This window comes from Terrabacter sp. Root85 (assembly GCF_001429185.1).
Classification (GTDB): domain Bacteria; phylum Actinomycetota; class Actinomycetes; order Actinomycetales; family Dermatophilaceae; genus Terrabacter.
On record NZ_LMIW01000001.1, the window covers coordinates 46,490 to 69,169 of the forward strand.

A 22,680-nucleotide genomic window follows, 5' to 3' on the forward strand; every position below is an offset into this window, starting at 1 on the left:
AGCCACGCGGAATCAATTCCGTTGCGCGGGACCCACTGGATGCGCCAGTCTCTTCGCGAGCGCAGTGGCACACGGCCACACGCCAGACCCCAAGGAGGGTGACATGACCATCACGGCCCCGGGCATGCCTGCCCACATCTCTTCTTCCTTGGAGTTCTCTTGTCATTCAACGCTTTTCACGACGACGACCTCGCGGTCGTCGACACCAGACTGACCGCTCGGCGCACCCTCGGCCTCGAGGACGAGCAGTACGCGGTCGACACCGACCCCGACGGCCCTCCCGAAGGTGACCGGTGGTCGAGCTGGGACGGAGCCACGCACGGCCCGAAGCCCCGCCCCGACTGGGTCATCACCGACCTCGGCGCCGTCGAGGCCGACCTCGGGGTGCTCAAGACCGGCAAGGAGGCCGACGTCCACCTCGTCCGACGGTGGGTGCCCGGCTCCGCCGACCGGGACGTGCTCATGGCCGGCAAGCGGTACCGGTCGAGCAAGCACCGCATGTTCCACCGCGACTCCGGCTACCTCGAGGGCCGGCGGGTGCGGAAGTCGCGCGAGACGCGGGCCATTCGGACCCGCACCGCGTTCGGCAAGGAGCTGATCAGCGGCCTGTGGGCGTTCGCCGAGTTCGAGACGCTGGTCCGCCTCTGGCACGAGGGGCTGCCGGTGCCCTACCCGGTGCAGATGTCCGACGACGAGATGCTGATGGAGTTCATCGGCACCCCCGACGGGCAGGCCGCGCCGCGGCTGGCGCAGGTGCGTCCGGACCCGGACCTGCTGCCCGTGCTGTTCGAGCAGCTGCGTGAGGCGATGCTGCGGCTCGCCGAGCTCGGCTGGGCGCACGGCGACCTCTCCCCGTACAACGTGCTGCTCGAGGGCGAGGGGGACGACGCGCGGCTCGTCCTCATCGACTGGCCGCAGGTCGTCGACGTCATCGGCAACCCGCACGGCCCGGAGTTCCTCGAACGCGACACCCACAACATGTGTGACTGGTTCACCCGTCGTGGGTATGCGGTCGACGAGGGCCTGCTCTTCGGTGACCTCATCGCGGCGGCGACGTCGCGGTGGTAGCGACGCTCGTCGTCACACCGATGGGCCACAGACCAGATGGAGGCCACCCGTTCGTGGGGTGGCCTCCATCGTCTGTGCGGGCGCTCTCGGTCAGTCGGTGAGGAAGTCCGCCGGGTGGCCGAACTTCCCGGAGTGGACGAAGGCCTCGAGCGGCAGGCGGGACCGCGGCAGCCGCGCCCGGGCCAGCACCCAGTCCGGCATCTCGCCGTCGTCGTCCGGGCCGGCGGGCAGTCCGAGCGCGATGCCCGTCGTGACCGCCCAGTGCGGCGGCACGGCGAACCGCTCGGTCGCCGCACCGTGGTCGAAGCCGCCGAACTGACGCACCTGCAGGCCCATCGAGCGAGCCTGCACGGTGATGTGGGCGACCGCCTGCCCGAGGTCGAACATCGCGTAGTCGCTGTAGGCGAGCTCGTGGTCCTCGTCGGTCGCGACCTGGTGCAGCGTCAGGATGATCGCCGAGGCGGACGGCGCCCACACCTGGTTGGCTGACGAGAGGACCTCGACCATGGCGGCGTGCGTGTCGTCGCCGCGCAGGCCGACGAGGAAGCCCCAGGGCTGCGAGTTGCCGGCCGACGGCGACCATCGCGCGGCCTCCAGGATCGCGCGCAGGGCGTCGGGGCCGAGCACGTGCGAGCGGTCGTAGACCATGACGCTCTCGCGGTCGCGTAGCAGGGGCGTCAGCGTCTCCGGCTGCGCCGTGGGTGCCATCTGAACCACGGGCGTATGCCGTCCGCCGACCACCGTCTCGTCACTCACGTCTCGATCGCCGTCCTCACGCACTCGTCAACCATGCCGCAGCCCGGCGTCTTCCCGGCCCGGGTGTGGGCGGCACCACGCCGGTGGCCGACGGATCGGCGACGTGCCATGTCAGTAGGCGCGGCCGACGACGGCGAGCACGCCGGCGTCGGACTCCGAGGTCGGCACGGTGCCGTCGGGCATCGTCAGGCACCGGACCGTCACGGCCGACTCCGCGAGCAGCGACTCTCCCTCCTCACCGAGGGTCGACCACGGGATGGTGGCCCAGCCGGTGCGGGCCGCCTCGGCGGCCTCCTCGAGGGTGCTCACGGCGGCGGTGTTCGTGTCGCGGTGGGCGAGCGCGGCGGCATACAGCGCGTCGTGGTCCTCGTCGAGCGCGGCGGTCACCGTGTCGACGACGCCGCCGAGCGGCACCGACGACTTGCCACCGGCGATGCGTCGGGCGACGGTGACGGAGCCCTCGGCGAGGTCGCGGGGACCGACCTCGACCCGCAGCGGGATGCCCTTGAGCTCGGCGTCGACGGCGCGACGTCCGAACGGCGTGTCGACACGGGCGTCGAGCTCGGCCCGCACCCCGCGCGCGAGGAGGTCGGCGACGACCTGACGCGCTGCCTCGACCACGCCCTCGCCGTCCTTGACGACCATGACGAGCGCCTGGACGGGAGCGAGTCTCGGCGGCACCCGCAGACCGTGGTCGTCACCGTGGCCCATGATGAGGCCGCCGAGCATGCGGGTCGAGCTGCCCCACGACGTCGTCCAGCACGTCTCCTGGCGGCCCTGCTCGGACAGGTAGGTGATGTCGAAGGCCTTGGCGAAGTTCTGGCCGAGCTCGTGGCTCGTGCCCATCTGCAGGGCCTTGCCGTCGCGCATCATCCCTTCCAGTGCAAGGGTGTTCGTCGCACCGGCGAAACGCTCGCGCTTCGTCTTGCGACCGAGGACGACGGGCATGGCGAGCATCTCGCGCATGAACGGCGCGTAGACCTCCTCGTGGATCCGCTTCGCGTAGAGGCGCGCGTCCTCCTCGGTGGCGTGCGCCGTGTGGCCCTCCTGCCAGAGGAACTCGCTCGTGCGCAGGAAGATCCGGGGGCGCAGCTCCCACCGCACGACGTTGGCCCACTGGTTGAGCAGCAGCGGCAGGTCGCGGTAGCTCTGCGTCCACTTCGCCATGTACTCACCGATGACCGTCTCGGAGGTCGGGCGCACGACGACCTTCTCCTCGAGCTCCTTGCCCCCGGCGTGGGTCACGACCGCGAGCTCGGGGCTGAAGCCCTCGACGTGCTCGGCCTCGCGGCTGAGGTAGGACTCCGGGATGAAGAGCGGGAAGTAGGCGTTGCGTGCGCCGGCCTCCTTGATGCGCCGGTCCATGTCGGCCTGCATCCGCTCCCAGATCGCGTAGCCGTACGGTCGGATGACCATGGTGCCGCGCACCGGACCGTTGTCGGCGAGCTCCGCCTTGGCGACGATGTCCTGGTACCACCGGGGGAAGTCCTCGGACTGGGGTGTGAGCACGGTCTTGGCCATGGCCCCGATCCTATGAGCGGCCCCGGGGGCGCCGTCACGTCGATTCCGCCTAGGCCCGCTCCATCGTGGCGACCATGAAGGCCTGCCAGGCCTCTCTGCTGTCGCCGAGCTCCCCCGGGCTGCCGGCCTGCTCGAGGATGCGGGTGGTCGCCTCCCGGGTCACGTCGTCGAAGTCGCCGGTGATCTCCACGTCGGTGCGACCCCAGACGTGCCGGCACATCGCCTGGACGGCCTGCACCTGGGCGTCGGAACGGCGGATGAGGCGCGGACGCTCCGGCCCGAACCGGCCGAGGTCGACGTGGATGTGGTTGCTGTGCGCCGCGTCGAAGAGGTAGGTCAGGACGTCGGCGAACTCGTGGTGCAGTCCGGCGGCCGTGCGCCAGTAGAGCGCGAGGCGACGACGCAGCTCGGGCGCCGGTGCGTCACGCCACAGGTCGTAGCGCAGGCTCGTCAGGTCGCGGCCGTCGGCGCGCAGCCGCGCGATGTCGATGGCCTCCCCGGAGCTGTGCCACGACGTCGCCGAGCCGCGGACCCAGGCCCCGTAGGAGCGCACCTCGTCGGGCACCTGCCCGACGTGGCGCCGGTGCAGGGCCAGCCACCGGTCGAGGCGCGCCCCGAACGGCTCGGTGACGTAGTACGTCGCGGGACGGGCCGTCACCTCGTAGACGTAGGCCGCGGCCCCGATGCGCCGCCGCGCCTGCAGGGCCGAGCGGTCGACCGGCTGCGGGTCGATGCGCAGCTCCGGCGGCGGCGGCTCACCCAGGCCCGCCAGCTGCGGGAGGGACGCGAGGCCGGGACCGCGCGACACGGCATACGCCCCTCCGGCGGCAACGGCACCCACCGCGCCGAGCGTGAGCAGGCGGCGGCGGGTCAGTCCGCTCTGACCGGATCGCGGCGCTTCCGGGTCGGGGGGCCGGGCTGCCGGCTCCCCCGTCCGCGTCTGCTCGCCCATGCCTGGTCCAACGTGCGAGGTGGCCGGAGGTATCCCGCAGGGGACGAGGGCGATGGGGCAGACTCACAGGAAACTGCCAGTCCTGCATGGTGACGTGCAAGGACGAACGGGGAACGAGTCTTGTGACAACCGATCCGACGAGGGGTTAGACCATGTCCGAGCACCGGCGCCGCACCATGATCCCGATCGTGCCCGTGCGGCCGACAGCGGCTCCAACCCACGACGTCGACCCCACCCAGGTCGACCGGGGCAAGATCAAGTCCAAGGCAGCCGGCCTCACCGCCATCGCCGTCACGGCGCAGCGCGGCATGGAGCAGATGGGCGCCCGCCGGTCGTTCGCGACCCTCCGGCGGATCAACCAGGCCGACGGCTTCGACTGCATGGGCTGCGCGTGGCCCGACCCGCACCCGGAGGAGCGCAGCTTCGCCGAGTTCTGCGAGAACGGCGCCAAGGCCGTCGCCGAGGAAGCGACGCTGCGGCGGGTCGACCCGTCGTTCTTCGCCGAGCACCCCGTCGCCGAGCTGTCCGGCTGGACCGACTACCTCCTCGGCCAGCAGGGACGCATCACGCACCCGATGGTGCTGCGCGAGGGCGGCACCCACTACGAGCCGATCTCGTGGGACGACGCGTACGCCCTCATCGCCGAGCGGCTGCGCGGGCTCGCGTCGCCCGACGAGGCGGTCTTCTACACGAGCGGCCGCGCCTCCAACGAGGCGGCGTTCGCCTACCAGCTCTTCGCCCGGGCCTTCGGCACGAACAACCTCCCCGACTGCTCCAACATGTGCCACGAGTCGACGTCGGTCGCGCTGGCCGAGGTCATCGGCATCGGCAAGGGCTCGGTGAGCCTCGACGACATCCACGAGGCCGAGCTCATCCTCATCGCCGGACAGAACCCCGGCACCAACCACCCGCGCATGCTCACCGCCCTCGAGATCGCCAAGCGCGCCGGGGCGAAGATCGTCGCCGTCAACCCGCTGCCGGAGACCGGCCTGCGCGGCTTCGACAACCCGCAGAAGGTCCGCGGCATCGTCGGCGTCGGCACCGAGCTCGCCGACGAGTTCCTGCCGATCCGGCTCGGCGGCGACCTGGCCCTCTTCCAGGCGATCGGCTCGCTCCTCGTGGCCCGGCACGACGCCGGCGAGGACGTCTTCGACACCGACTTCATCGAGCGCCACACCGAGGGTTTCGACGCGTGGGCCGCGCACGTGCGCGAGCTCGACTGGGACCTCGTCGACGAGGCCACCTCGCTCGACCGCGCCCAGATCGAGCGGGTCGCCGAGCTCTTCGCCCGGTCGCGCAAGACGGTGCTCTGCTGGGCCATGGGTGTCACGCAGCACCGCCACGCCGTCGCGACGATCAAGGAGATGGCCAACGTCGCCCTCGTCCAGGGCAACATCGGCAAGCCCGGCGCCGGCCTGTGCCCCGTGCGCGGGCACTCGAACGTCCAGGGCGACCGCACCATGGGCATCTGGGAGAAGCTGCCACCCCACTTCGGCGACGCGCTCGAGGCCGAGTTCGGCATCGAGGCGCCGCGCGAGCGCGGCCTCGACGTCGTCAACTCGATCCGCGCCATGCGCGACGGCGAGGCGAAGGTGCTCGTCGGGCTCGGCGGCAACTTCGCCGCGGCGACGCCCGACACCGAGGTGACCCACGACGCCCTCCGGTCGGTCGACCTCGTCGTCAACATCTCGACCAAGCTCAACCGCTCGCACGTCGTCGTCGGTCACACCTCCCTCATCCTGCCGACGCTGGGGCGCACCGAGCGTGACGAGCAGCGCAGCGGTCTGCAGGGCGTGACCGTCGAGGACAGCATGTCGAGCGTGCACCTCTCGCACGGCCGCCTCGAGCCCGCCGGCCCGCAGCTGCGCTCCGAGGTCTCGATCATCAGCGGGATCGCCGCGGCGACGCTCGCCGGACGGGGTGCCGCGGGCGAGATCGACTGGACCGCCATGGCCGACGACTACTCCGTGATCCGGCGCCACATCGAGCGCGTCGTGCCCGGCTGCGAGGCCTACGACGAGAAGGTGCACCGCCCCGGGGGCTTCGTGCTGCCGCACCCGCCGCGCGACTCGCGGACGTTCGAGACGCCGTCGAAGAAGGCCGTCCTCACGGTCAGCCCGCTGCAGATGGTGTCCGCGCCCGAGGGCCACCTCGTGCTCCAGTCACTGCGCAGCCACGACCAGTTCAACACGACGATCTACGGCCACGACGACCGTTACCGGGGCATCTCCGGCGGGCGCGAGATCGTCATGGTGCATCCCGACGACCTCGCCGCCCTGGGGTTCTCCGACGGTGACCACGTCGACGTCGTCGCACCCTGGCCCGACGGCACCCAGCGGGTCGTGCGCGACTTCCGCGTCGTCTCCTACCCCACGGTGCGGGGCTGCGTCGCCGCCTACTACCCCGAGGTCAACCCGCTCGTGGCCCTCGAGTCGACGGCCGTGGGCAGCAACTGCCCGGTGTCCAAGGCAGTCACCGTGCGCCTCGTGCCGGCCGGGCAGGCTCCGCCGCACTCGGCCAGCGACGACCTCCAGGCCGGCGACGACTCCGAGAAGCGCAGCGAGGTCAAGCCGCACCACCTGAGCTGACCCGAACGCCCCGACGGGCGCTGCCGCCCCACGAGCGCATCGCCGCCCCGACCCCACCCGGTCGGGGCGGCGTCGGGGTCGTGCCGGGTGCCGGCGGCACCTGCCGGATGCGCCCCGCGCGCGTATGCCGGGTGCCTCCCGGCGCGCGTCGCCCCGTCGCGTGGGCCGCCTGAGTCCTACGCTCCCCGCATGTCTTCCGACACCGGCCCGTCTCGACGCGTCGTCCTGCTCGGCGCGCTCGGTCTGGCGACGGCGACGACCGGGGTCGGCGGCTGCTCCGCCACCGACGGGCCGACCCTCAGCGACGGTGTGCTGTCGGACCGCTTCGGTGTCGAGGCCCCACGCTGGCGGATGGCCGTACCCCGCGCAGGCCGATCCCGGGGGCTCGTCGTGGCGCTGCACGGTTTCGGAGGGGGCGCCGACGACGCGTTCAACCTCGGTTTCGGCGATGCCGTCGAGCCCTCCAGGATGGCGCTGGTCTCCGTCGACGGGGGCAACAGCTACTGGCACCCACGCCGCGACGGCAGCGACACCGGGGCGATGGTCCGTGACGAGCTCGTGCCGATGGCGCTGGAGGCCGCCGGGCTGCCGGCGGCCTCGCCGGTCGTCCTGCTCGGGTGGTCGATGGGCGGCTTCGGTGCGCTTCTCATCGCGAGCGAGCTCGGGCGTTCTCGCGTCAGCGGCGTCGTCGCCGCGAGCGCAGCACTGTGGCGGAAGGGCAGCGAGACGCCCGCCCGGGCCTACGACGGGCGGGCCGACTTCGACCGGCACTCGATCTTCAACCGGCTGGACCGGCTGCGGGGCATTCCGGTGAGGCTCGACTGCGGCGTGTCCGACCCGTTCATCGCCGCGAACCGCGTTCTGGCCCAGCGCCTTCCGGGCACCGAGGCCCACTTCACCACGGGAGGCCACGACGACGGCTTCTGGAGCGGCAACGTCAGCGCGGAGATGACGTGGGCCGCCGCCCGGTCCTGACGCCCCGGCTCAGGCAGCGCGGTGCAGGTCGTGGGCGTCCGGCAGGCGGCGGAAGCCGGCCGAGACGTAGGCGGCGACACCACCGACGTTGGCGCTCGGGGTGCAGACCAGGGAGCTCGAGGCGCCCAGCTCCCGCAGGGCGGCCGCGCACGCGAGGGTGATCGCGCGCCCGTGGCCGCGGCCTCGGTGGTCGCGGTGCGCCCCCAGCGGCTCGATGAGACCGGGTCGCCCCGGGCCAGCCGACCACGCCGTGGCGGTTGCCACCGCGGCTCCGGACTCGTCGTAGGCGACGAGGCACCTCGCGTCGACGTAGGCAGGCCCGGACGCCATCTCCCGCCACCGCTCCTCGCTGAACGTCGAGGTCTCGAACGACGCGCGCTGGACCGCCACCCGGTCACGGAGCCGCTCCGGCGCCGGGTCCGCCCCGACGACCTCCACCCGCAGTCCGCTGTCCTCGACGGGCTCGGTCAGGTCACGGACGAGCGGCGTCCACGGCTCGCCGTCGGCCCATCCGTCGCCCGCGAGGCGGACGCGGAAGGCATCACCGAAACGCGCCTCGACCGAGGCCTCCCCGGCGGGGAGCACGCCACGCTCGGGGCGCGACACGTCGGAGAGCAGCTGCTGCGCCAGCTCGTCGTCGTCACCGGCCTCCGGCGCGATCGCCATCCGGAGCACGCGCGGGTCGTCGAGGAACCCCACGGCTAAGAGGCGCCCGTCGCGGCTCCACGTGCGAACGGCCGCCGCGGTCGCGTCGGCGCCGAAGCTCCAGTTCCAGCCGAGGTCGCCGGGGTGCAGCTGGACCGGCGTCCCGTCCTGCTGCCACTCGCGCATCTCGTGCACGGCCTCGACGAGGCCCTGGACTCCCGGCGCGCTCAGCTCGATCGACATGCCCCGATCCAACACCGTCCACGGGCGAGCACACACCTCGTTTTGCGACGGCACCGTGCCCTGCGGCGAGCGATGTCGACGGTGTCGGTCAGGACAGCGCGGCGATGACCTCGGCGGTCATGAGGACCTTGTGGGCGGTGTCGACGTGCAGGCTCTCGATGAGCCTCCCGTCGAGGGTGACGACGCCCTTGCCCTCGGCCTGGGCGGTCTCGAAGGCGGCGATGACGGCCCGCGCCTGCTCGACCTGCTCGGCGCTCGGCGCGAAGACGTCGTTGCACGCCTCCACCTGCCCCGGGTGGATCAGGGTCTTGCCGTCGAAGCCCATCTCCCGGCCCTGGCGCGCCTCGGCGAGGAAGCCGTCGGAGTCCTTGACGTCGTTGTAGACGCCGTCGACGACGGCCACGCCGGCGGCCCTTGCCGCGAGGACCGCGAGCTGGAGCGAGGTCTGGATCGCAGCCCGCCCGGGCGCGAAGCTCGCGCCGAGCTCCTTGTAGAGGTCGTTCGTGCCGAGCACGAGACAGGCAAGACGGTCGGACGCGCGCGCGATGTCCTCGGCGTGCAGCACGGCCACCGGCGTCTCGACCATCGCCCAGAGCCGCGTGTGCTCCGGAGCGCCGGCGGCCTCCATCGCGCTTACGAGGCCGCGCACCTCGTCGGCCGAGCCGACCTTGGGCACGACGATCGCGTCAGGTCCCGCCGCGGCCGCCGCCGCGAGGTCGGCGTCGTGCCACTGCGACCCCAGGCCGTTGACCCGGATCGTCAGCTCACGCCGGCCGTACTCTCCGGACTGCACTGCGGCGCATGCCTTCTCGCGCGCCGTCTCCTTCGCATCGGGGGCGACGGCGTCCTCGAGGTCGAGGATGAGGGCATCGACGGGAAGGGTCTTCGCCTTCTCCAGTGCGCGCTCGTTGGAGCTCGGCATGTAGAGCACCGAGCGTCGGGGGCGGTATGCGTCGGGCTCGACGGGCACGGCAGTCAGCCTTCCTGCGGGGCGGGCTCGGCGGCATACAGCTCGGCGAGCGCGGGGTCGGTCTGCGAGAGACGCTCGGCGAGCTCGACGATGACGAGACACTGCTTGAGGCTGGCGTCGTCCTCCATCTTCCCGTCGAGCATGACGGCACCCGTGCCGTCGCCCATCGCGGCGACGACGCGTCGCGCGTGCAGGACGTCCTCGGCCGACGGGCTGAAGACGCGTTTGGCGATCTCGATCTGCACCGGGTGCAGCGACCACGTGCCGACGCAGCCGAGGAGGAAGGCGTTGCGGAACTGGTCCTCGCACGCGACGACGTCCTGGATGTCGCCGAACGGTCCGTAGTATGGGTAGATCCCGTGCATCGCGCACGCATCGACCATGCGGGCGATCGTGTAGTGCCAGAGGTCCTGCTGCGCCGTCGCGCGCGCTCCCGTGATGTCACCGTCGACGGGGTCGGTGCGCACGAGGTAGCCGGGGTGCCCGCCGCCGACGCGGGTCGTCTTCATGCGTCGGTCGGCCGCGAGGTCGGCCGGTCCCAGCGACAGGCCCTGCATGCGCGGCGAGGCGCCACAGATCTCCTCGACGTTGACCATGCCGCGCGCCGTCTCGAGGATCGCGTGCACGAGGATCGGACGGGTCAGGCCCGCTTTCGCCTCGAGCTGGGCGAGGAGGCGGTCGACGTAGTGGATGTCCTCGGCGCCCTGCACCTTCGGCACCATGACGACGTCGAGCTTGTCGCCGATCTCCGTGACGAGGGTCGTGAGGTCGTCGAGCGCCCACGGGCTGTCGAGCGCGTTGATGCGCGTCCAGAGCTGGGTGTTCTCACCGAAGTCGGTGGCCTTCGCGATCTCGACGAGGCCGGCCCGGGCCGCCTCCTTGCGGTCGGCCTTGACGGCGTCCTCGAGGTTGCCGAGGAGGACGTCGACGGTGCCGACGAGACCCGGCACCTTCGCGGCCATCTTCGGGTTGCTCGGGTCGAAGAAGTGGATGACCCGGGACGGGCGGGCCGGCACCTGCGTCAGGGGCGTCGGCGCCCCCACCGCGAGCGGCCGGAAGAAGTCCTTGGCGCTGCGCATGGGCGTCAACGTAGCAACGGGCGGACGGCCCGCGTTATGACGACAGTCACGCGCGCCGCCGATGAGGGCGGGATCACTAAGGTGGCGGTGTGACCGAGCGCGCGACCGAGCCTGTGACCGAGCAGGGCGCAGGGACGAGCCCCGAGAAGGGCACGGGGACGGGCACCGAACAGGTGCCCTCCGCGCCCACGGCGCCGCGCACGGGGCCGTCCACGCAGTCCGACCCGCAGGCCGACCCGCAGTCCGCCGCGGCCGCCGCCTCCGCGACCGCCCTGCTCGGCGAGGCGATGGCGAAGTCCGGTCTGCTCTGGATCGAGGTCGCCGACGACCGCACGTGGCCGGCCTGGCACGTGTGGGACGACGGGGCTGCCCTCGTCGTGAGCGGACCGGGCGAGCAGCCGCTCCCGTGGCTGCCCAAGGAGGTCAGGGTCATCCTGCGCAGCAAGGACACCGGGGGCCGCCTGCTCACGGTCCGCGCACACGTCCACGTCCTCGAGCCCGGCACCCCCGAGTGGCAGCGCGCCGCCGAGCTCCTCCGCGCGTCGCGGCTCAACTCGGTGGACGACTCGCTGACACGCTGGGCGGCCGAGTGCACCGTCACCGCCCTCGTGCCCTTCGACAGCCCGCTCGAGTCCCCCGGCGCATATGCCGCCCACGACCACCGCGAGCCCCCGGCCCGCACCGCCGCGACGACCACGTCCTGGCGCCCGTGGCACTGGGGTGGGCGCGGCGAGGAGAAGGCCGAGCGCAAGCGGGTCAAGGACGAGGCGAAGGCCGCGCGCAACGCCGCGAAGGAACGCGCGAAGCTGCGCAAGAAGCGCCAGCGACGTGGCACCCGTCGCCGCGGACGCTGACCCCATAGCCTTGGGCCATGAGTGCGAGCACCCGCGTCTTCGTCGCGCGCCTGACCGGACTGAGCGTCTTCGACCCGCTCGGTGACCAGGTCGGGCGCGTGCGCGACGTCGTCGTGATGTTCTCGGTCAACCGACCCGAGCCCCGCGTCATCGGCCTCGTCGTCGAGGTGCCCGGTCGCCGCCGGGTCTTCGTGCCGATGACCCGGGTCACGTCGATCGACGCCGGCGCCGTCATCACGACCGGCTTGGTCAACATGCGCCGCTTCGAGCAGCGCACCAACGAGGTCCTCGTCGCCGCCGAGCTGTTCGACCGGACCGTCCGCGTCACGACGGCCGAGGCCGTCGAGGCCGGCTTCGCCGACTCGCTCGTCGAGGACCTCGCCATCGAGCAGGGCCCGCGTCGCGACTGGATCGGCACGCGGGTCTTCGTCCGGCAGGCGCCGGCGGGGGTCTCGTCGGCCTCGAAGGCGATGTCCCGGCTCACGCGTCGCCGCTCGGGCAAGACGATGCTCGTCGACATCCGCGACGTCGTCGGCCTCCACGAGCAGGCGGGCGCCCAGAGCGCCGAGCGTCTCCTCGAGACCTACGACGACCTCAAGGTCGCCGACCTCGCCGAGGTCATCCACGACCTCAACCCCAAGCGCCGGGCCGAGGTGGCCGCCGCGCTCGACGACGAGCGCCTCGCCGACGTGCTCGAGGAGCTGCCGGAGGACGACCAGGTCGAGATCCTCGCCGGCCTGGCCAACGAGCGCGCGGCCGACGTCCTCGAGGCGATGGAGCCCGACGACGCGGCCGACCTGCTCGCCGACCTGCCGCCCGAGCAGGCCGAGGAGCTGCTCCAGCTCATGGAGCCCGACGAGGCCGCTCCCCTGCGTCGTCTGCTCGCGTACGACGAGAAGACCGCCGGCGGCATGATGACGACTGAGCCCGTCATCCTCGGACCCGAGGCGACCATCGCCGAGGCTCTCGCGACGGTGCGCCGCGAGGAGCTCGCCCCGGCGCTGGCGTCGATGGTCTACGTCTGCCGCCCGCCGCTCGAGGCCCCGACCGGCCGCTACCTCGGCCTCGTCCACATCCAGCGACTGCTGCGCGAGCCGCCGCACGGCGCCGTCGGGTCGATCATCGACAAGGAGATCGAGCCCGTCGTGGCCACGGCGTCGCTCGAGACCGTGACGCGCACCCTCGCGACCTACAACCTCGTCTCGCTGCCCGTCGTCGACGACGACGGACGCCTCATCGGAGCGGTCACCGTCGACGACGTGCTCGACCACATCCTCCCTGAGGACTGGCGTGAGGAGCGGCACGAGCTGGGGGTGAAGCCGTGAGCGAGCGCGCCGAGCGTCGTCCTGGCGCCCGGGCCGTCCGCGGGGACAAGCTCGACCAGCCCCAGGAGAAGCGAGCCCGGGTCCTGCCCCGGATCACCCTGACCCAGGAGGCCTTCGGCGTCCTGTCCGAGCAGTTCGCCCGCTTCATGGGCACGGCCCAGTTCCTCATCGGCATGACGGTCTTCGTCGCCGCCTGGATCGCCTGGAACGTCCTCGCGCCCCCGGCGCTCGTCTTCGACGAGTTCCCGTTCATCTTCCTGACGCTCATGCTGAGCCTCCAGGCGTCGTATGCCGCACCGCTCATCCTCCTCGCGCAGAACCGTCAGGCCGACCGCGACCGCGTGGCCCTCGAGCAGGACCGGGCCCGCGACGAGCGCAACCTCGCCGACACCGAGTTCCTGACCCGCGAGGTGGCCTCCCTGCGTCTCGCCCTGCGTGAGCAGGCCACGCGTGACTTCGTGCGCTCCGAGCTGCGTTCGCTGCTCGAGGAGATGGAGGACCGCGGGATCGTCCGCGGCGCCGACGACGAGCCCAAGGACAACCGGCACCGACCGTGAGCGAGCGCACCCCGGCCGTGGTCGGGGTGCCCGGCACGGCGGCATACGATGGAACACATGTCTGTCGCCGCACTGCCCAGCCGTGACGCCATGCTCACGGCGCTGTCGAAGGTCAACGACCCCGAGATCCGAAAGCCGATCACCGAGCTCGGCATGGTCAAGTCGGTCGAGATCGACGACGCCGGCAAGGTCGACCTCGCGATCTTCCTGACCGTCTCCGGCTGCCCCATGAAGGAGACGCTCACCAAGGACTCGAGCAACGCGCTCCTCGCCCTCGACGGCGTGACCTCGGTCGAGGTCGAGCTCGACGTCATGAGCGACGAGCAGCGCGCCGAGCTGCGCTCGCAGCTGCGTGGTGGCGCCCCGGAGAAGGAGATCCCCTTCGCCAGGCCCAACAGCCTGACGCGGGTGTATGCCGTGGCCTCCGGCAAGGGCGGCGTCGGCAAGTCGTCGGTGACCGTCAACCTCGCGGCCGCGATGGCCGCTCAGGGCCTGCGGGTGGGCGTCGTCGACGCCGACGTCTACGGCTTCTCGGTGCCGCGCATGCTCGGCGTCGAGCAGCGGCCCACGCAGGTCGACGACATGATCCTGCCGCCCATCAGCCACGACGTGAAGGTCATCTCGATCGGCATGTTCGTGCCCGGCAACCAGCCCGTCGTGTGGCGTGGCCCGATGCTGCACCGCGCGCTCCAGCAGTTCCTCGGCGACGTCTTCTGGGGCGACCTCGACGTCCTCCTGCTCGACCTGCCGCCCGGCACCGGCGACATCGCGATCTCCGTCGCACAGCTCATCCCGACGGCCGAGATCCTCGTCGTGACGACCCCGCAGCAGGCCGCCGCCGAGGTGGCCGAGCGGGCCGGCTCGATCGCCCTGCAGACCCACCAGCGGGTCGTCGGCGTCATCGAGAACATGAGCTGGCTCGAGCTGCCGGACGGCACCCGCCAGGAGATCTTCGGCTCCGGTGGCGGGCAGGCGGTCGCCGACTCGCTGACGAAGAGCATCGGTGCCCCGGTCGAGCTGCTCGGCCAGATCCCCCTCGACACGCGCCTGCGCGAGGGCGGCGACAACGGCACGCCGGTCGTGCTCGGCGATCCCGACACCGCTGCTGCCGTGGCGCTGCGCGGCATCGCCCGCAACCTCGGCTCTCGCGCCCGCGGCCTCGCCGGCCGTTCGCTCGGCCTCACCCCCGCCGGCCGCTGACCCACCGGGAGGGCCCTCTGACGGGCTCTCCCGCCCACCGCCTCTCCACCGAACGCCGCGTTCGGTGGTGAAAGCGTTGGTAGAACACTGAGTTCGCGACCGAACGCTGCGTTCGGCGAGGGGACGACGGGAGGGCCCGGGCTCGGCGCGGGCGGGTCAGGCGAGCGAGTCGACCCAGTCTCGGTGGAGGTCCGAGTAGCGGCCGTCGCCGGCTGCGACGAGGTCGCTCGGCGCGCCGTCCTCGACGATGCGGCCGTGCTCGAGCACGAGCACCCGGTCGGCGATCTCGACCGTCGAGAGGCGGTGCGCGATGACGATGGCGGTGCGCCCGGCGAGGATCGTCCCGAGGGCCTGCTGCACGAGCCGCTCGGAGGGCACGTCGAGCGACGACGTCGCCTCGTCGAGGATGAGCACCGTCGGATCGGCGAGGAAGGCCCGCGCGAAGGCGACGAGCTGACGCTGACCGGCGCTCAGCAGCCCACCCCGGTTGGACACCGGCGTGGCATACCCCTGCGGCAGCTCCACGATGAAGTCGTGCGCGCCGAGCGAGCGGGCCGCCGTCTCGACCTCGTCGTCGGTGGCGTCGGGCCGACCGAAACGGATGTTGTCGGCGACGGTGCCGCTGAAGAGGTAGTTCTCCTGCGTCACCATGACGACGGCGCGGTGCAGGTCGTCGGACGCCAGCCGGGTCAGGTCGACCCCGTCGAGGCTCACCGTCCCGGCGGTCGGGTCGTAGAAGCGGGTGGCGAGCTTGGCGATGGTGGTCTTGCCCGCACCGGTCGTGCCGACGAGCGCGACCGTCTGCCCGGCCGGCACCGTCAGGTCGAGGCCGGGCAGCACCGCGGTGCCGGCGACGTACTCGAAGCGGACGTCGTCGAACCGGACCTCACCGCGGGGAGCCCCGAGAGGCATCGGGTCGGTCGGCAGGGGGACGTCGGGCACCTCCTCGAGCACGCCGGACAGCTTCTCGAGCGCGGCCGAGGCCGACTGGAAGGTGTTGTAGAACTGCGAGATCTCCATCATCGGCTCGAAGAACTGCCGCAGGTAGAGCAGGAAGGCAGCGAGCACCCCGACGGTGACCTCACCGTGGTAGGCGAGGTAGCCGCCGTAGAGCAGGACGAGGGCGATCGTGACGTTGCCGATGAGCCGGATGGCCGGCATGAACCACGCGACGAGCCGGAAGGCCACGAGGTTGGCGCGGCGGTACTGGTCGTTGACGTCCTCGAAGATGGCCTGGTTGCGCGGCTCACGACGGAAGGCCTGCACGGCACGGATGCCGTTCATCGACTCGACGAAGTGGACGATGACGAGGGCGACCTTCTCGCGGGTGGCGCGGTAGCTCTTGGCCGACTCCTTGCGGAACCAGTTGGTCAGCAGCGCGAGGGCCGGGCCGCAGAGCAGCGCCACGAGGCCGAGCTTGACGTCGAGGACGAGCAGCAGCACCGACGTGCCCACGAGGGTCAGGGCCGCGGTGACGAGTCCGTCGAAACCGGTCTCGAGCATCTCGTAGATGGCGTCGACGTCGGAGGTCTGCCGGGAGATGACGCGCCCGGACGTGTAGCGGTCGTGGAAGGCCGGGCTCAGGTGCTGGAAGTGGCGGAAGATCCGCCGCCGGATCGACAGGAGGATGTCCTGGCCGATGAGGCCGGACCGCAGAAGGAAGAGGTTGCGCGAGACGGCTTGGGTGATCGTGGCGACGAGGACGAGCCCGACGACGAGCAGGAGCGGGCCGAGGTCGCCCGACTCGCGGATCGGCGGGATGCCGGTGTCGATGCCCTCCTTGACGAGGTACGGGATCGACAGGCGCGCGGCGTTCTCGATGACGACGACGACCATGAGCCACCAGAGCGCCCGGCGCCACGGCCGCAGCACGTCGCGCAGCAGCCGCCGGGAGCGGCCGGCGAGCCGGGCCGAGGTCTCGGCCGACAGCTCACCGTCGATGTTGTCGGCGGCGACACCGCGCCACTGCTGGGTCGGGGCCGTCATGCGCGTACCTCCTCGTTCGCGTCGCTGGCGTGGTCGCCGGAGCCGGGCGCGTCAGCCTCGTCGAAGGCGTCGGCCGCGAGCAGCTCGCGGTAGGCCGGGACGCCGTCGAGCAGCTCCCGGTGGGTGCCGACGTGGGTGATGGTCCCGTGCTCGAGCAGGGCGACCCGGTCGGCGAGCATGACGGTCGATGCCCGGTGGGCCACGACGAGGCCGGTGGTCTCGGACAGCACCCTCGAGAGCGCCTCCTCGACGAGCTTCTCGGTGTGCACGTCGAGGGCGGAGAGGGTGTCGTCGAGGACGAGGACGGCCGGGCGCGAGAGCACGGCCCGGGCCAGGGCGAGCCGCTGGCGCTGACCGCCGGAGAGCGACAGCCCCTGCTCGCCGATGCGGGTGTCGAGGCCCCAGGGGAGGTCGTGGACGAATCCGGCCTGGGCGATCTCGAGGGCCGCGAGCACGTCGTCGTCGGGGGCGTCGGCACGGCCGAGGGTGACGTTCTCGCGGGCGCTCATCGAGAAGAGGGTCGGCTCCTCGAAGGCGGTCGCGACGAGGCTGCGCAGCGCGGCGAGCTCGAGGTCGCGCACGTCGACGCCGTCGATCGTGATGCGCCCAGCGGTGACGTCGAAGAGGCGCGGGACGAGCGCGGTGAGGGCGGTCTTGCCCGAGCCTGTCGCGCCGACGAGCGCGAGGGTCTCGCCGGGGGCGACGTCGAGGTTGACGTCACGCAGCACCGGCTGGTCGGGCGCGTCGGGAAAGGCGAAGTCGACGTGCTCGAAGCGCAGGTGGCCGCGGCGCGCACCGACCTCGTGCGCGCCGGAGACGATGTCGGGCTCGGTGTCGAAGATCTCGAGCACACGCGCGGCCGCGGTCATCGCCTCCTGTGCCATCGCGAGGATGACGCCGAGGGAGGACACGGGCCACACGAGCGAGAGCATCAGGGTGATGAAGGCGACGAGCTCGCCGGGCGTCAGGTCACCCTGGCCGACGCCGATGGCGCCGAGCAGGAGCACGACGACGACGGCGAGGTTGGGGATGACCTCGAGGAAGGTCCAGAACTTCGCCGAGAGGCGGACCTTGTCGAGGCTCGTCGCCCGCAGCTCGAGCGCCGCCTCGTCGTAGCGACGGGCCATGTGGTCGCTGCGTCCGAACGACTTGATGACGCGGATGCCGACCGCGCCCTCCTCCGCCTGGGTCGCGAGGTCGCCCTGCTGGTCCTGGACGCGCCGGGAGACGACGACGTAGGCCTTCTCGAAGCGCATCGAGAGCCAGATGATCGGCGCCGCCGTCGCGGCGACGACGAGCCCGAGCGGCCAGTACATCGTCAGGAGCACGATCGTGACGGCCGTGACCTGCAGGACGTTGACGACGAGGAAGAGCAGGCCGAACCCGCTGAACCGGCGGATGGCCGAGAGGTCGGTCGTCGCGCGGGAGAGCAGCTGCCCCGACTGCCACCGGGTGTGGAAGCTCATCGGCAGTGCCTGGAGGCGCTCGTAGAGGTCGCGGCGCAGCTCCGTCTCGAGCCCGAGCACGGCGTTGGACTGGACCCACCGGCGCACGAAGATGAGGACGGCCTCGAGCACCCCGAGCGCGAGGGCGAGCAGGCCGAGGGGCAGCACCGGCGCGAGCTCGTGCCGGGTGATCGGCCCGTCGATGATGGCTCGCGTCACGAGCGGGATGGCGATGGAGAGGCCGACGCCGGCGAGCGATGCGGCGAACATGACGGCGAGGGCCCAGCGGTGCGGGCGCAGGTAGCCGCGCAGGCGCCACAGGGACCGGACGGAGGCGGGCGGTTGAGAGGCAGGATCAGCAGGCATCAAGGAGTGACGATAACCCCGACCACCGACAGAGATGCCTCTGGGTCAGAGATTCACGTCGCTTCGCTGTCCCAGGGGGTCGGGACCGACGGGTCGTGGCCGCGCGGCGTGCTCACGGGCTTGTCGACGACGGGCGACGGCTGGTCGTCCTCGTCGGGTGGCGCGGAGAGCGCGTCGCGCACGATCTTGCGCGGGTCGTACTGGCGCGGGTCGTAGGCCCGCCAGTCCACGTCGGAGAACTCCGGCCCCATCTCGTCCTTGAGCTGCTGCTTGGCCCGGTCGGCCATGCCGCGGGCCTGGCGGACGAACTTGCCGAACTTGGCGGCGTACTCGGGCAGGCGCTCCGGACCCAGGATGAGGATCGCGAGCAGACCGAGCAGGAGCAGCTCCCACCCGTTGATGTCGAACACAGTCCCTCGCTTCCACGCGTACCGGCTGCGCCATCCTACGGTGGCGCGTCGTGCTCTACTTGGCCGGATCCGCTTCCAGCGTCATCTGGAGCTCGAGCTCCTTGCCGTCACGCTCGACCTTGAGGCTCACGGTGTCGCCGACGGCCCGCGCGCGGATCGAGACGATGAGCTGGTCCGGGGTGCGGATGCGCTTGCCCTCGAAGCCGACGATGACGTCGCCGGCCTGGACGCCGGCCTTGGCAGCCGGCCCCCCGGAGGTCACCGCGTCGGGCGCGTCGAGGACCTGGGCGCCGTCACCGACGAACGTCCGGCTGAGGTTGACGCCGATGACCGGGTGGGTGGCCTTGCCCGTCGCGATGAGCTGGTCGGCCGTGCGGCGGGCCTGGTCGCTCGGGATGGCGAAGCCGAGCCCGATGCTGCCGCCGGTGGCGCCGCTCGTCCCCGGGACCCGGGCGATGGCGCTGTTGACGCCGATGACCTTGCCCGTCATGTCGAGCAGCGGGCCACCCGAGTTGCCGGGGTTGATCGCCGCGTCCGTCTGGATGGCGTTGATGAAGGAGGACTCGCTGCCCTCTCCCGGCGTCACGGGGCGGTTGAGCGCGCTGACTATGCCCGTGGTGACGGTCTGGTCGAGGCCGAGCGGTGCACCGACGGCGATGACCTGGTCGCCGACGACGACCTTGTCGGACGCGCCGAGCGTCAGGGGCTTGAGGTCGGTGCGGTTGATCTTGAGCACGGCGAGGTCGTAGCTCGCGTCGCGCCCGACGATGGTCGCCTTCTCGGTGTCGCCGTTGCTCAGCACGATCTCGATGTCACCGTTGACGCCGGGCTCGACGACGTGGTTGTTGGTCAGGACGTGGCCCTTGCCGTCGATGACGAAGCCGGAACCGGTGGCCGATCCCTCGCTACCGGCGTCGACCTTGATGGTCACGACGCTCGGCAGGGCGACGGCGGCGATGTTGGCGACCGAGCCGGCCGGTCGCTGCGTGGCGCCCGGACCGGGCTCGGGCAGGGTCGAGCCGGCGAGGTTGATGCGGTCCTCGGCGACCTGGCTGGCGATGCCACCGATGACACCGGAGAGCAGACAGAGCCCGACGACGGCGGCGACCACCTTGCCGCGACCGCGGCGGGCGGACGGCGCCGGCGGGTCGGTGAGTGCGACGCCGCCCCCGGACGGCACCGGACCGCTGCCGAGGTCGGGGTCGCCCCCCGCGGGTGCGTGGGGCACGGAGCCGAGGTATGCCGTCCCGCCGGCTGCCGCGGCGGCGCCGGCCAGCACGTCGCCCGGGGGGGTGGACGCACCGGGCCCGGTCGCAGAGGGCGGGGCGGCCGCGGGGGTGGGCGGGGCGTAGGCCGAGCGGTGGGCCTCCTCGGCGAGGGAGTCGGCGCGGTCGCTGCCCCAGGCGGCATCGGCCCGGGCAGGGACGCCGGCACCCTCGGTCGGGTGCTCGCCTCCGAAGACGTCGAACCAGGCGTCGTCACCCGCGTCGGAGAGGCCCGGGCCGGAGGCGCTCACCGGCGGCTGCGGCTCCGAGGCGGACGGGACGGGGGCCGGTGTCGTCGGCGACGTCGACGGGATGGCCCGGGTGTCGTGCAGGTCGATGATGCCGGTCTGCTCCACCTCCGGGTCACCGCCGGGGGCCTGAGTGAGCTCGCGGGGCTCAGGAGCTGCTGCCGTCGGATCGGGGTCCGGCGTCGTCGACTCGTCGCTCATGGCCCTGATTGTGCCGAACGGACGTTGGTGACCCTAACCGGGGCCACCAGGGCGGAGGTCGGGCCGACGGCCAGCGACGCGGTACGGGCCGACGTGCGGGTCGTGACGACCCAGTACGGGACGTTGCCGGCGCCGACGTCGTTGAGGCCCTGCGCCTGACGCGTGACGGGCGCGATCCTGTTGCCGGGCAGCACGGAGCCGCCGAAGTTCACGGCGCTGACGGGGCCGGCCCCGAAGTTGGCCACCGGGCCCCGCACCGAAGGGGCCCGCGAGCCGGGCACGGGCGCGATCGCGAGCCCCCACGCGGCAGCGACCGACGCGCCCGCCGCGATCGAGGCCACCACCGCAGCACGCATCGGCGAGCGGTGCAGGGCAGGGGCGGTGGGCCGAACGGTGGGCACGGGCTCGTAGGACGGCGTCGACGGCATACGGAAGCCGACGGGCGGCAGCGGGATGCGCGGGGCCCTGGGCTCCCGCGAGGGAGCGGGCGCGGGCTGGGGCTCACCCGAGGGAGCCGCACCGAGACCCATGAGGGAGGTGCGCAGGCTCATCGGGACGCCGGTGTCGGAGCGCAGCGACGCGACGATGCGGCGCTCCTGGTCGGCGGCGGCGCGGCAGACGGTGCAGCACACGAGGTGCTTGTCGTAGAGGTGCAGCATCGCCGGCGGCAGGGCGCGGTCGACATAGGCGCGGACGTATCCCTTGAGGTGCGGCGTCACGACATCACCTCCGGACCCATCAGCGCGAGCTCGCCGCGACTCGGCGGCCGGGAAGGCGCAGGCCGGCGCGAGCAGCGCGCGACTCGGGCTTGGCCGGACGGGCGGCGGCGGCCACCTCGGGGGCGCGGTGCGCGAGGGCCTCGCGCAGCTGGGCGCGGCCACGGTGGATGCGCGAGCGGACGGTGCCGAGCTTGACGCCGAGAGTCGCGCTGATCTCCTCGTAGCTGAGGCCCTCGATGTCGCAGAGGACGACGGCCGCGCGGAACTCCGGCGCGAGGGCATCGAGCGCCCGCTGCACGTCGTCGTCGAAACGGGCGTCGTGGTAGGTCTGCTCCGGCCCCTTCTCGTTGCTGGGGAGCCGACCGGCGGCGTCGTCGGGCAGGGCGTCGAAGCGGATGCGCTGCTTGCGACGCATCTTGTCGAGGAAGACGTTGGTCGTGATGCGGTGCAGCCAGCCCTCGAAGGTGCCCGGCTGGTAGGAGTGCAGCGACCGGAAGACGCGGACGAAGACGTCATGCGTCAGGTCCTCGGCGTCGTGCGGGTTGCCCGTGAGGCGGTAGGCCAGGCGGTAGACGCGCGCCGAGTGCTGCTCGACGATCTCCTCCCACGTGGGGGGAGTCCACGTCGAGTCGGCCTGCTCCACCGAGGTGGGAGAGGTGGACGTCACGCTGGTGCTCACTGGGGGCTGGGCCTTTCACGGAGAGGGGTCAACGACAAGAACGCCGTCAGATCTCGTTTCGTTCCCGTCGATCGTCTCGGATTGCCCTGTCCGATCGCCAGCCAGAACCTGTGGTTCTGCTGTGGACGGGGTGGCGGGACGGCGGGCGGGGTGGTCAGCGGGACTGCTCGCTGCCGTCGTGCGGGACCGCCTCGTGGTGGGCCCGGCCGTGTGTGCGTCGGTCCTCCTTCATCTCCGCCTCGAAGAGGTGGCGTCGGCCACCGACGAGGTCGTCGCGCGCCGTCTTCTCGAGCTCCTTGAAGGTCGCGTAGTAGCCGTCGTCGTACTCCTCGACGATCTGGAAGGTCCACCGTCCCTGCACGACGTTGCGCCCGACGAGCTCGGTCTGCAGCCGGTCGGCGAGCTCGGTGTGGCCGGCCTCGCGGAAGAGGTCGACGGCCTCGCCCAGGGTGAGGTCCGCCATCCCCGTGAGCCGGTGGAAGCCGTAGAGGTGGCCGCGGGCGTCCTCGACGACCTCGAGGGCCTCGGACAGCTTGCCCAGGGCCTCGACCGTGGCGTCGCCGACGCCGCCCGGACGCAGGTGCTCCGCGGTCGGCTTGTCGTGTTCGTCCATGACCTGATCCTTACC

General features: G+C 72.1%; 20 protein-coding genes. 7 read left to right on the forward strand and 13 right to left on the reverse strand.

Going from position 1 to position 22,680, the window contains the following annotated elements; all coding sequences use genetic code 11:
• Positions 1 to 159: 159 nt before the first annotated feature.
• Positions 160 to 1,068, forward strand: a complete 909-nt coding sequence (locus ASE25_RS00200; RefSeq protein WP_082622617.1) for a serine protein kinase RIO — start codon at positions 160 to 162, stop codon at positions 1,066 to 1,068.
• Positions 1,069 to 1,158: 90 nt separating this feature from the next.
• On the opposite strand, the gene ASE25_RS00205 is transcribed toward ASE25_RS00200, so the two are convergent.
• From ASE25_RS00205 to ASE25_RS00215, 3 genes are all read right to left on the reverse strand, one after another.
• Positions 1,159 to 1,824, reverse strand: a complete 666-nt coding sequence (locus tag ASE25_RS00205; RefSeq protein WP_156415381.1) for a nitroreductase family protein — start codon at positions 1,822 to 1,824, stop codon at positions 1,159 to 1,161.
• 111 nt (positions 1,825 to 1,935) lie between these two features.
• Entirely contained in the window at positions 1,936 to 3,345 is a 1,410-nt protein-coding gene (proS, locus tag ASE25_RS00210) for a proline--tRNA ligase (RefSeq protein WP_056821959.1), read from the reverse strand.
• 49 nt (positions 3,346 to 3,394) lie between these two features.
• Positions 3,395 to 4,297 carry an extensin family protein gene (locus ASE25_RS00215; protein WP_056821962.1) on the reverse strand — a complete coding sequence of 301 codons (903 nt, stop codon included), beginning with the start codon at positions 4,295 to 4,297 and terminating at the stop codon, positions 3,395 to 3,397.
• Between the two features lie 152 nt (positions 4,298 to 4,449).
• Between ASE25_RS00215 and ASE25_RS00220 the strand changes: the two genes are divergently transcribed.
• Both ASE25_RS00220 and ASE25_RS00225 read left to right on the forward strand, forming a co-directional pair.
• Positions 4,450 to 6,885 carry an FdhF/YdeP family oxidoreductase gene (locus ASE25_RS00220; RefSeq protein WP_157623275.1) on the forward strand — a complete coding sequence of 812 codons (2,436 nt, stop codon included), beginning with the start codon at positions 4,450 to 4,452 and terminating at the stop codon, positions 6,883 to 6,885.
• Positions 6,886 to 7,074: 189 nt separating this feature from the next.
• A complete protein-coding gene (locus ASE25_RS00225; RefSeq protein WP_056821966.1) occupies positions 7,075 to 7,860 on the forward strand; it encodes an alpha/beta hydrolase-fold protein in 786 nt (261 codons plus the stop codon).
• 9 nt (positions 7,861 to 7,869) lie between these two features.
• On the opposite strand, the gene ASE25_RS00230 is transcribed toward ASE25_RS00225, so the two are convergent.
• From ASE25_RS00230 to ASE25_RS00240, 3 genes are all read right to left on the reverse strand, one after another.
• The gene (locus ASE25_RS00230; RefSeq protein ID WP_056821968.1) at positions 7,870 to 8,748 is read right to left on the reverse strand and encodes a GNAT family N-acetyltransferase; all 879 of its coding nucleotides are present in this window, start codon (positions 8,746 to 8,748) and stop codon (positions 7,870 to 7,872) included.
• Between the two features lie 88 nt (positions 8,749 to 8,836).
• Positions 8,837 to 9,718 carry a CoA ester lyase gene (locus ASE25_RS00235; protein ID WP_157623276.1) on the reverse strand — a complete coding sequence of 294 codons (882 nt, stop codon included), beginning with the start codon at positions 9,716 to 9,718 and terminating at the stop codon, positions 8,837 to 8,839.
• A 5-nt stretch (positions 9,719 to 9,723) separates the two neighbouring features.
• Complete coding sequence (locus tag ASE25_RS00240; protein WP_056821970.1) at positions 9,724 to 10,797, reverse strand: CoA ester lyase; 1,074 nt, start codon at positions 10,795 to 10,797, stop codon at positions 9,724 to 9,726.
• A gap of 89 nt (positions 10,798 to 10,886) precedes the next feature.
• On the opposite strand from ASE25_RS00240, the gene ASE25_RS23105 reads away from it, so the two are divergent.
• The 4 genes from ASE25_RS23105 to ASE25_RS00260 are packed head-to-tail and all read left to right on the forward strand — an operon-like array spanning position 10,887 to position 14,733.
• A complete protein-coding gene (locus tag ASE25_RS23105; RefSeq protein ID WP_200958929.1) occupies positions 10,887 to 11,651 on the forward strand; it encodes a hypothetical protein in 765 nt (254 codons plus the stop codon).
• Positions 11,652 to 11,668: 17 nt separating this feature from the next.
• Positions 11,669 to 12,976 (forward strand): magnesium transporter MgtE N-terminal domain-containing protein, encoded by a 1,308-nt coding sequence (locus ASE25_RS00250; RefSeq protein WP_020143111.1) that lies wholly within the window; start codon positions 11,669 to 11,671, stop codon positions 12,974 to 12,976.
• A complete protein-coding gene (locus tag ASE25_RS00255) occupies positions 12,973 to 13,533 on the forward strand; it encodes a DUF1003 domain-containing protein (RefSeq protein ID WP_056770855.1) in 561 nt (186 codons plus the stop codon). The genes ASE25_RS00250 and ASE25_RS00255 overlap by 4 nt, the downstream gene beginning before the upstream one ends.
• Positions 13,534 to 13,590: 57 nt before the next feature.
• The gene (locus tag ASE25_RS00260) at positions 13,591 to 14,733 is read left to right on the forward strand and encodes an Mrp/NBP35 family ATP-binding protein (RefSeq protein WP_056770857.1); all 1,143 of its coding nucleotides are present in this window, start codon (positions 13,591 to 13,593) and stop codon (positions 14,731 to 14,733) included.
• 156 nt (positions 14,734 to 14,889) lie between these two features.
• Here ASE25_RS00260 and ASE25_RS00265 read toward each other — a convergent pair whose 3' ends face one another.
• The 7 genes from ASE25_RS00265 to ASE25_RS00295 all read right to left on the reverse strand — a co-directional run bounded on the left by ASE25_RS00265 (position 14,890) and on the right by ASE25_RS00295 (position 22,665).
• Positions 14,890 to 16,719, reverse strand: coding sequence for an ABC transporter ATP-binding protein (locus tag ASE25_RS00265; RefSeq protein ID WP_056821972.1), 1,830 nt, complete (start codon positions 16,717 to 16,719; stop codon positions 14,890 to 14,892).
• Positions 16,716 to 18,530, reverse strand: coding sequence for an ABC transporter ATP-binding protein (locus ASE25_RS00270; protein WP_056821974.1), 1,815 nt, complete (start codon positions 18,528 to 18,530; stop codon positions 16,716 to 16,718). Before ASE25_RS00270 ends, ASE25_RS00265 begins: the two co-directional genes overlap by 4 nt.
• Before the next feature lie 53 nt (positions 18,531 to 18,583).
• Positions 18,584 to 18,940 (reverse strand): twin-arginine translocase TatA/TatE family subunit, encoded by a 357-nt coding sequence (locus ASE25_RS00275; RefSeq protein ID WP_020143116.1) that lies wholly within the window; start codon positions 18,938 to 18,940, stop codon positions 18,584 to 18,586.
• Positions 18,941 to 18,995: 55 nt separating this feature from the next.
• Entirely contained in the window at positions 18,996 to 20,654 is a 1,659-nt protein-coding gene (locus ASE25_RS00280) for a S1C family serine protease (RefSeq protein WP_056821977.1), read from the reverse strand.
• The gene (locus tag ASE25_RS00285) at positions 20,651 to 21,373 is read right to left on the reverse strand and encodes a hypothetical protein (RefSeq protein WP_056821979.1); all 723 of its coding nucleotides are present in this window, start codon (positions 21,371 to 21,373) and stop codon (positions 20,651 to 20,653) included. The genes ASE25_RS00280 and ASE25_RS00285 overlap by 4 nt, the downstream gene beginning before the upstream one ends.
• A gap of 19 nt (positions 21,374 to 21,392) precedes the next feature.
• Positions 21,393 to 22,040, reverse strand: a complete 648-nt coding sequence (gene sigE / locus ASE25_RS00290; RefSeq protein ID WP_156415385.1) for an RNA polymerase sigma factor SigE — start codon at positions 22,038 to 22,040, stop codon at positions 21,393 to 21,395.
• A 166-nt stretch (positions 22,041 to 22,206) separates the two neighbouring features.
• Complete coding sequence (locus ASE25_RS00295; RefSeq protein WP_056821982.1) at positions 22,207 to 22,665, reverse strand: hypothetical protein; 459 nt, start codon at positions 22,663 to 22,665, stop codon at positions 22,207 to 22,209.
• Between the last annotated feature and the right edge of the window lie 15 nt (positions 22,666 to 22,680).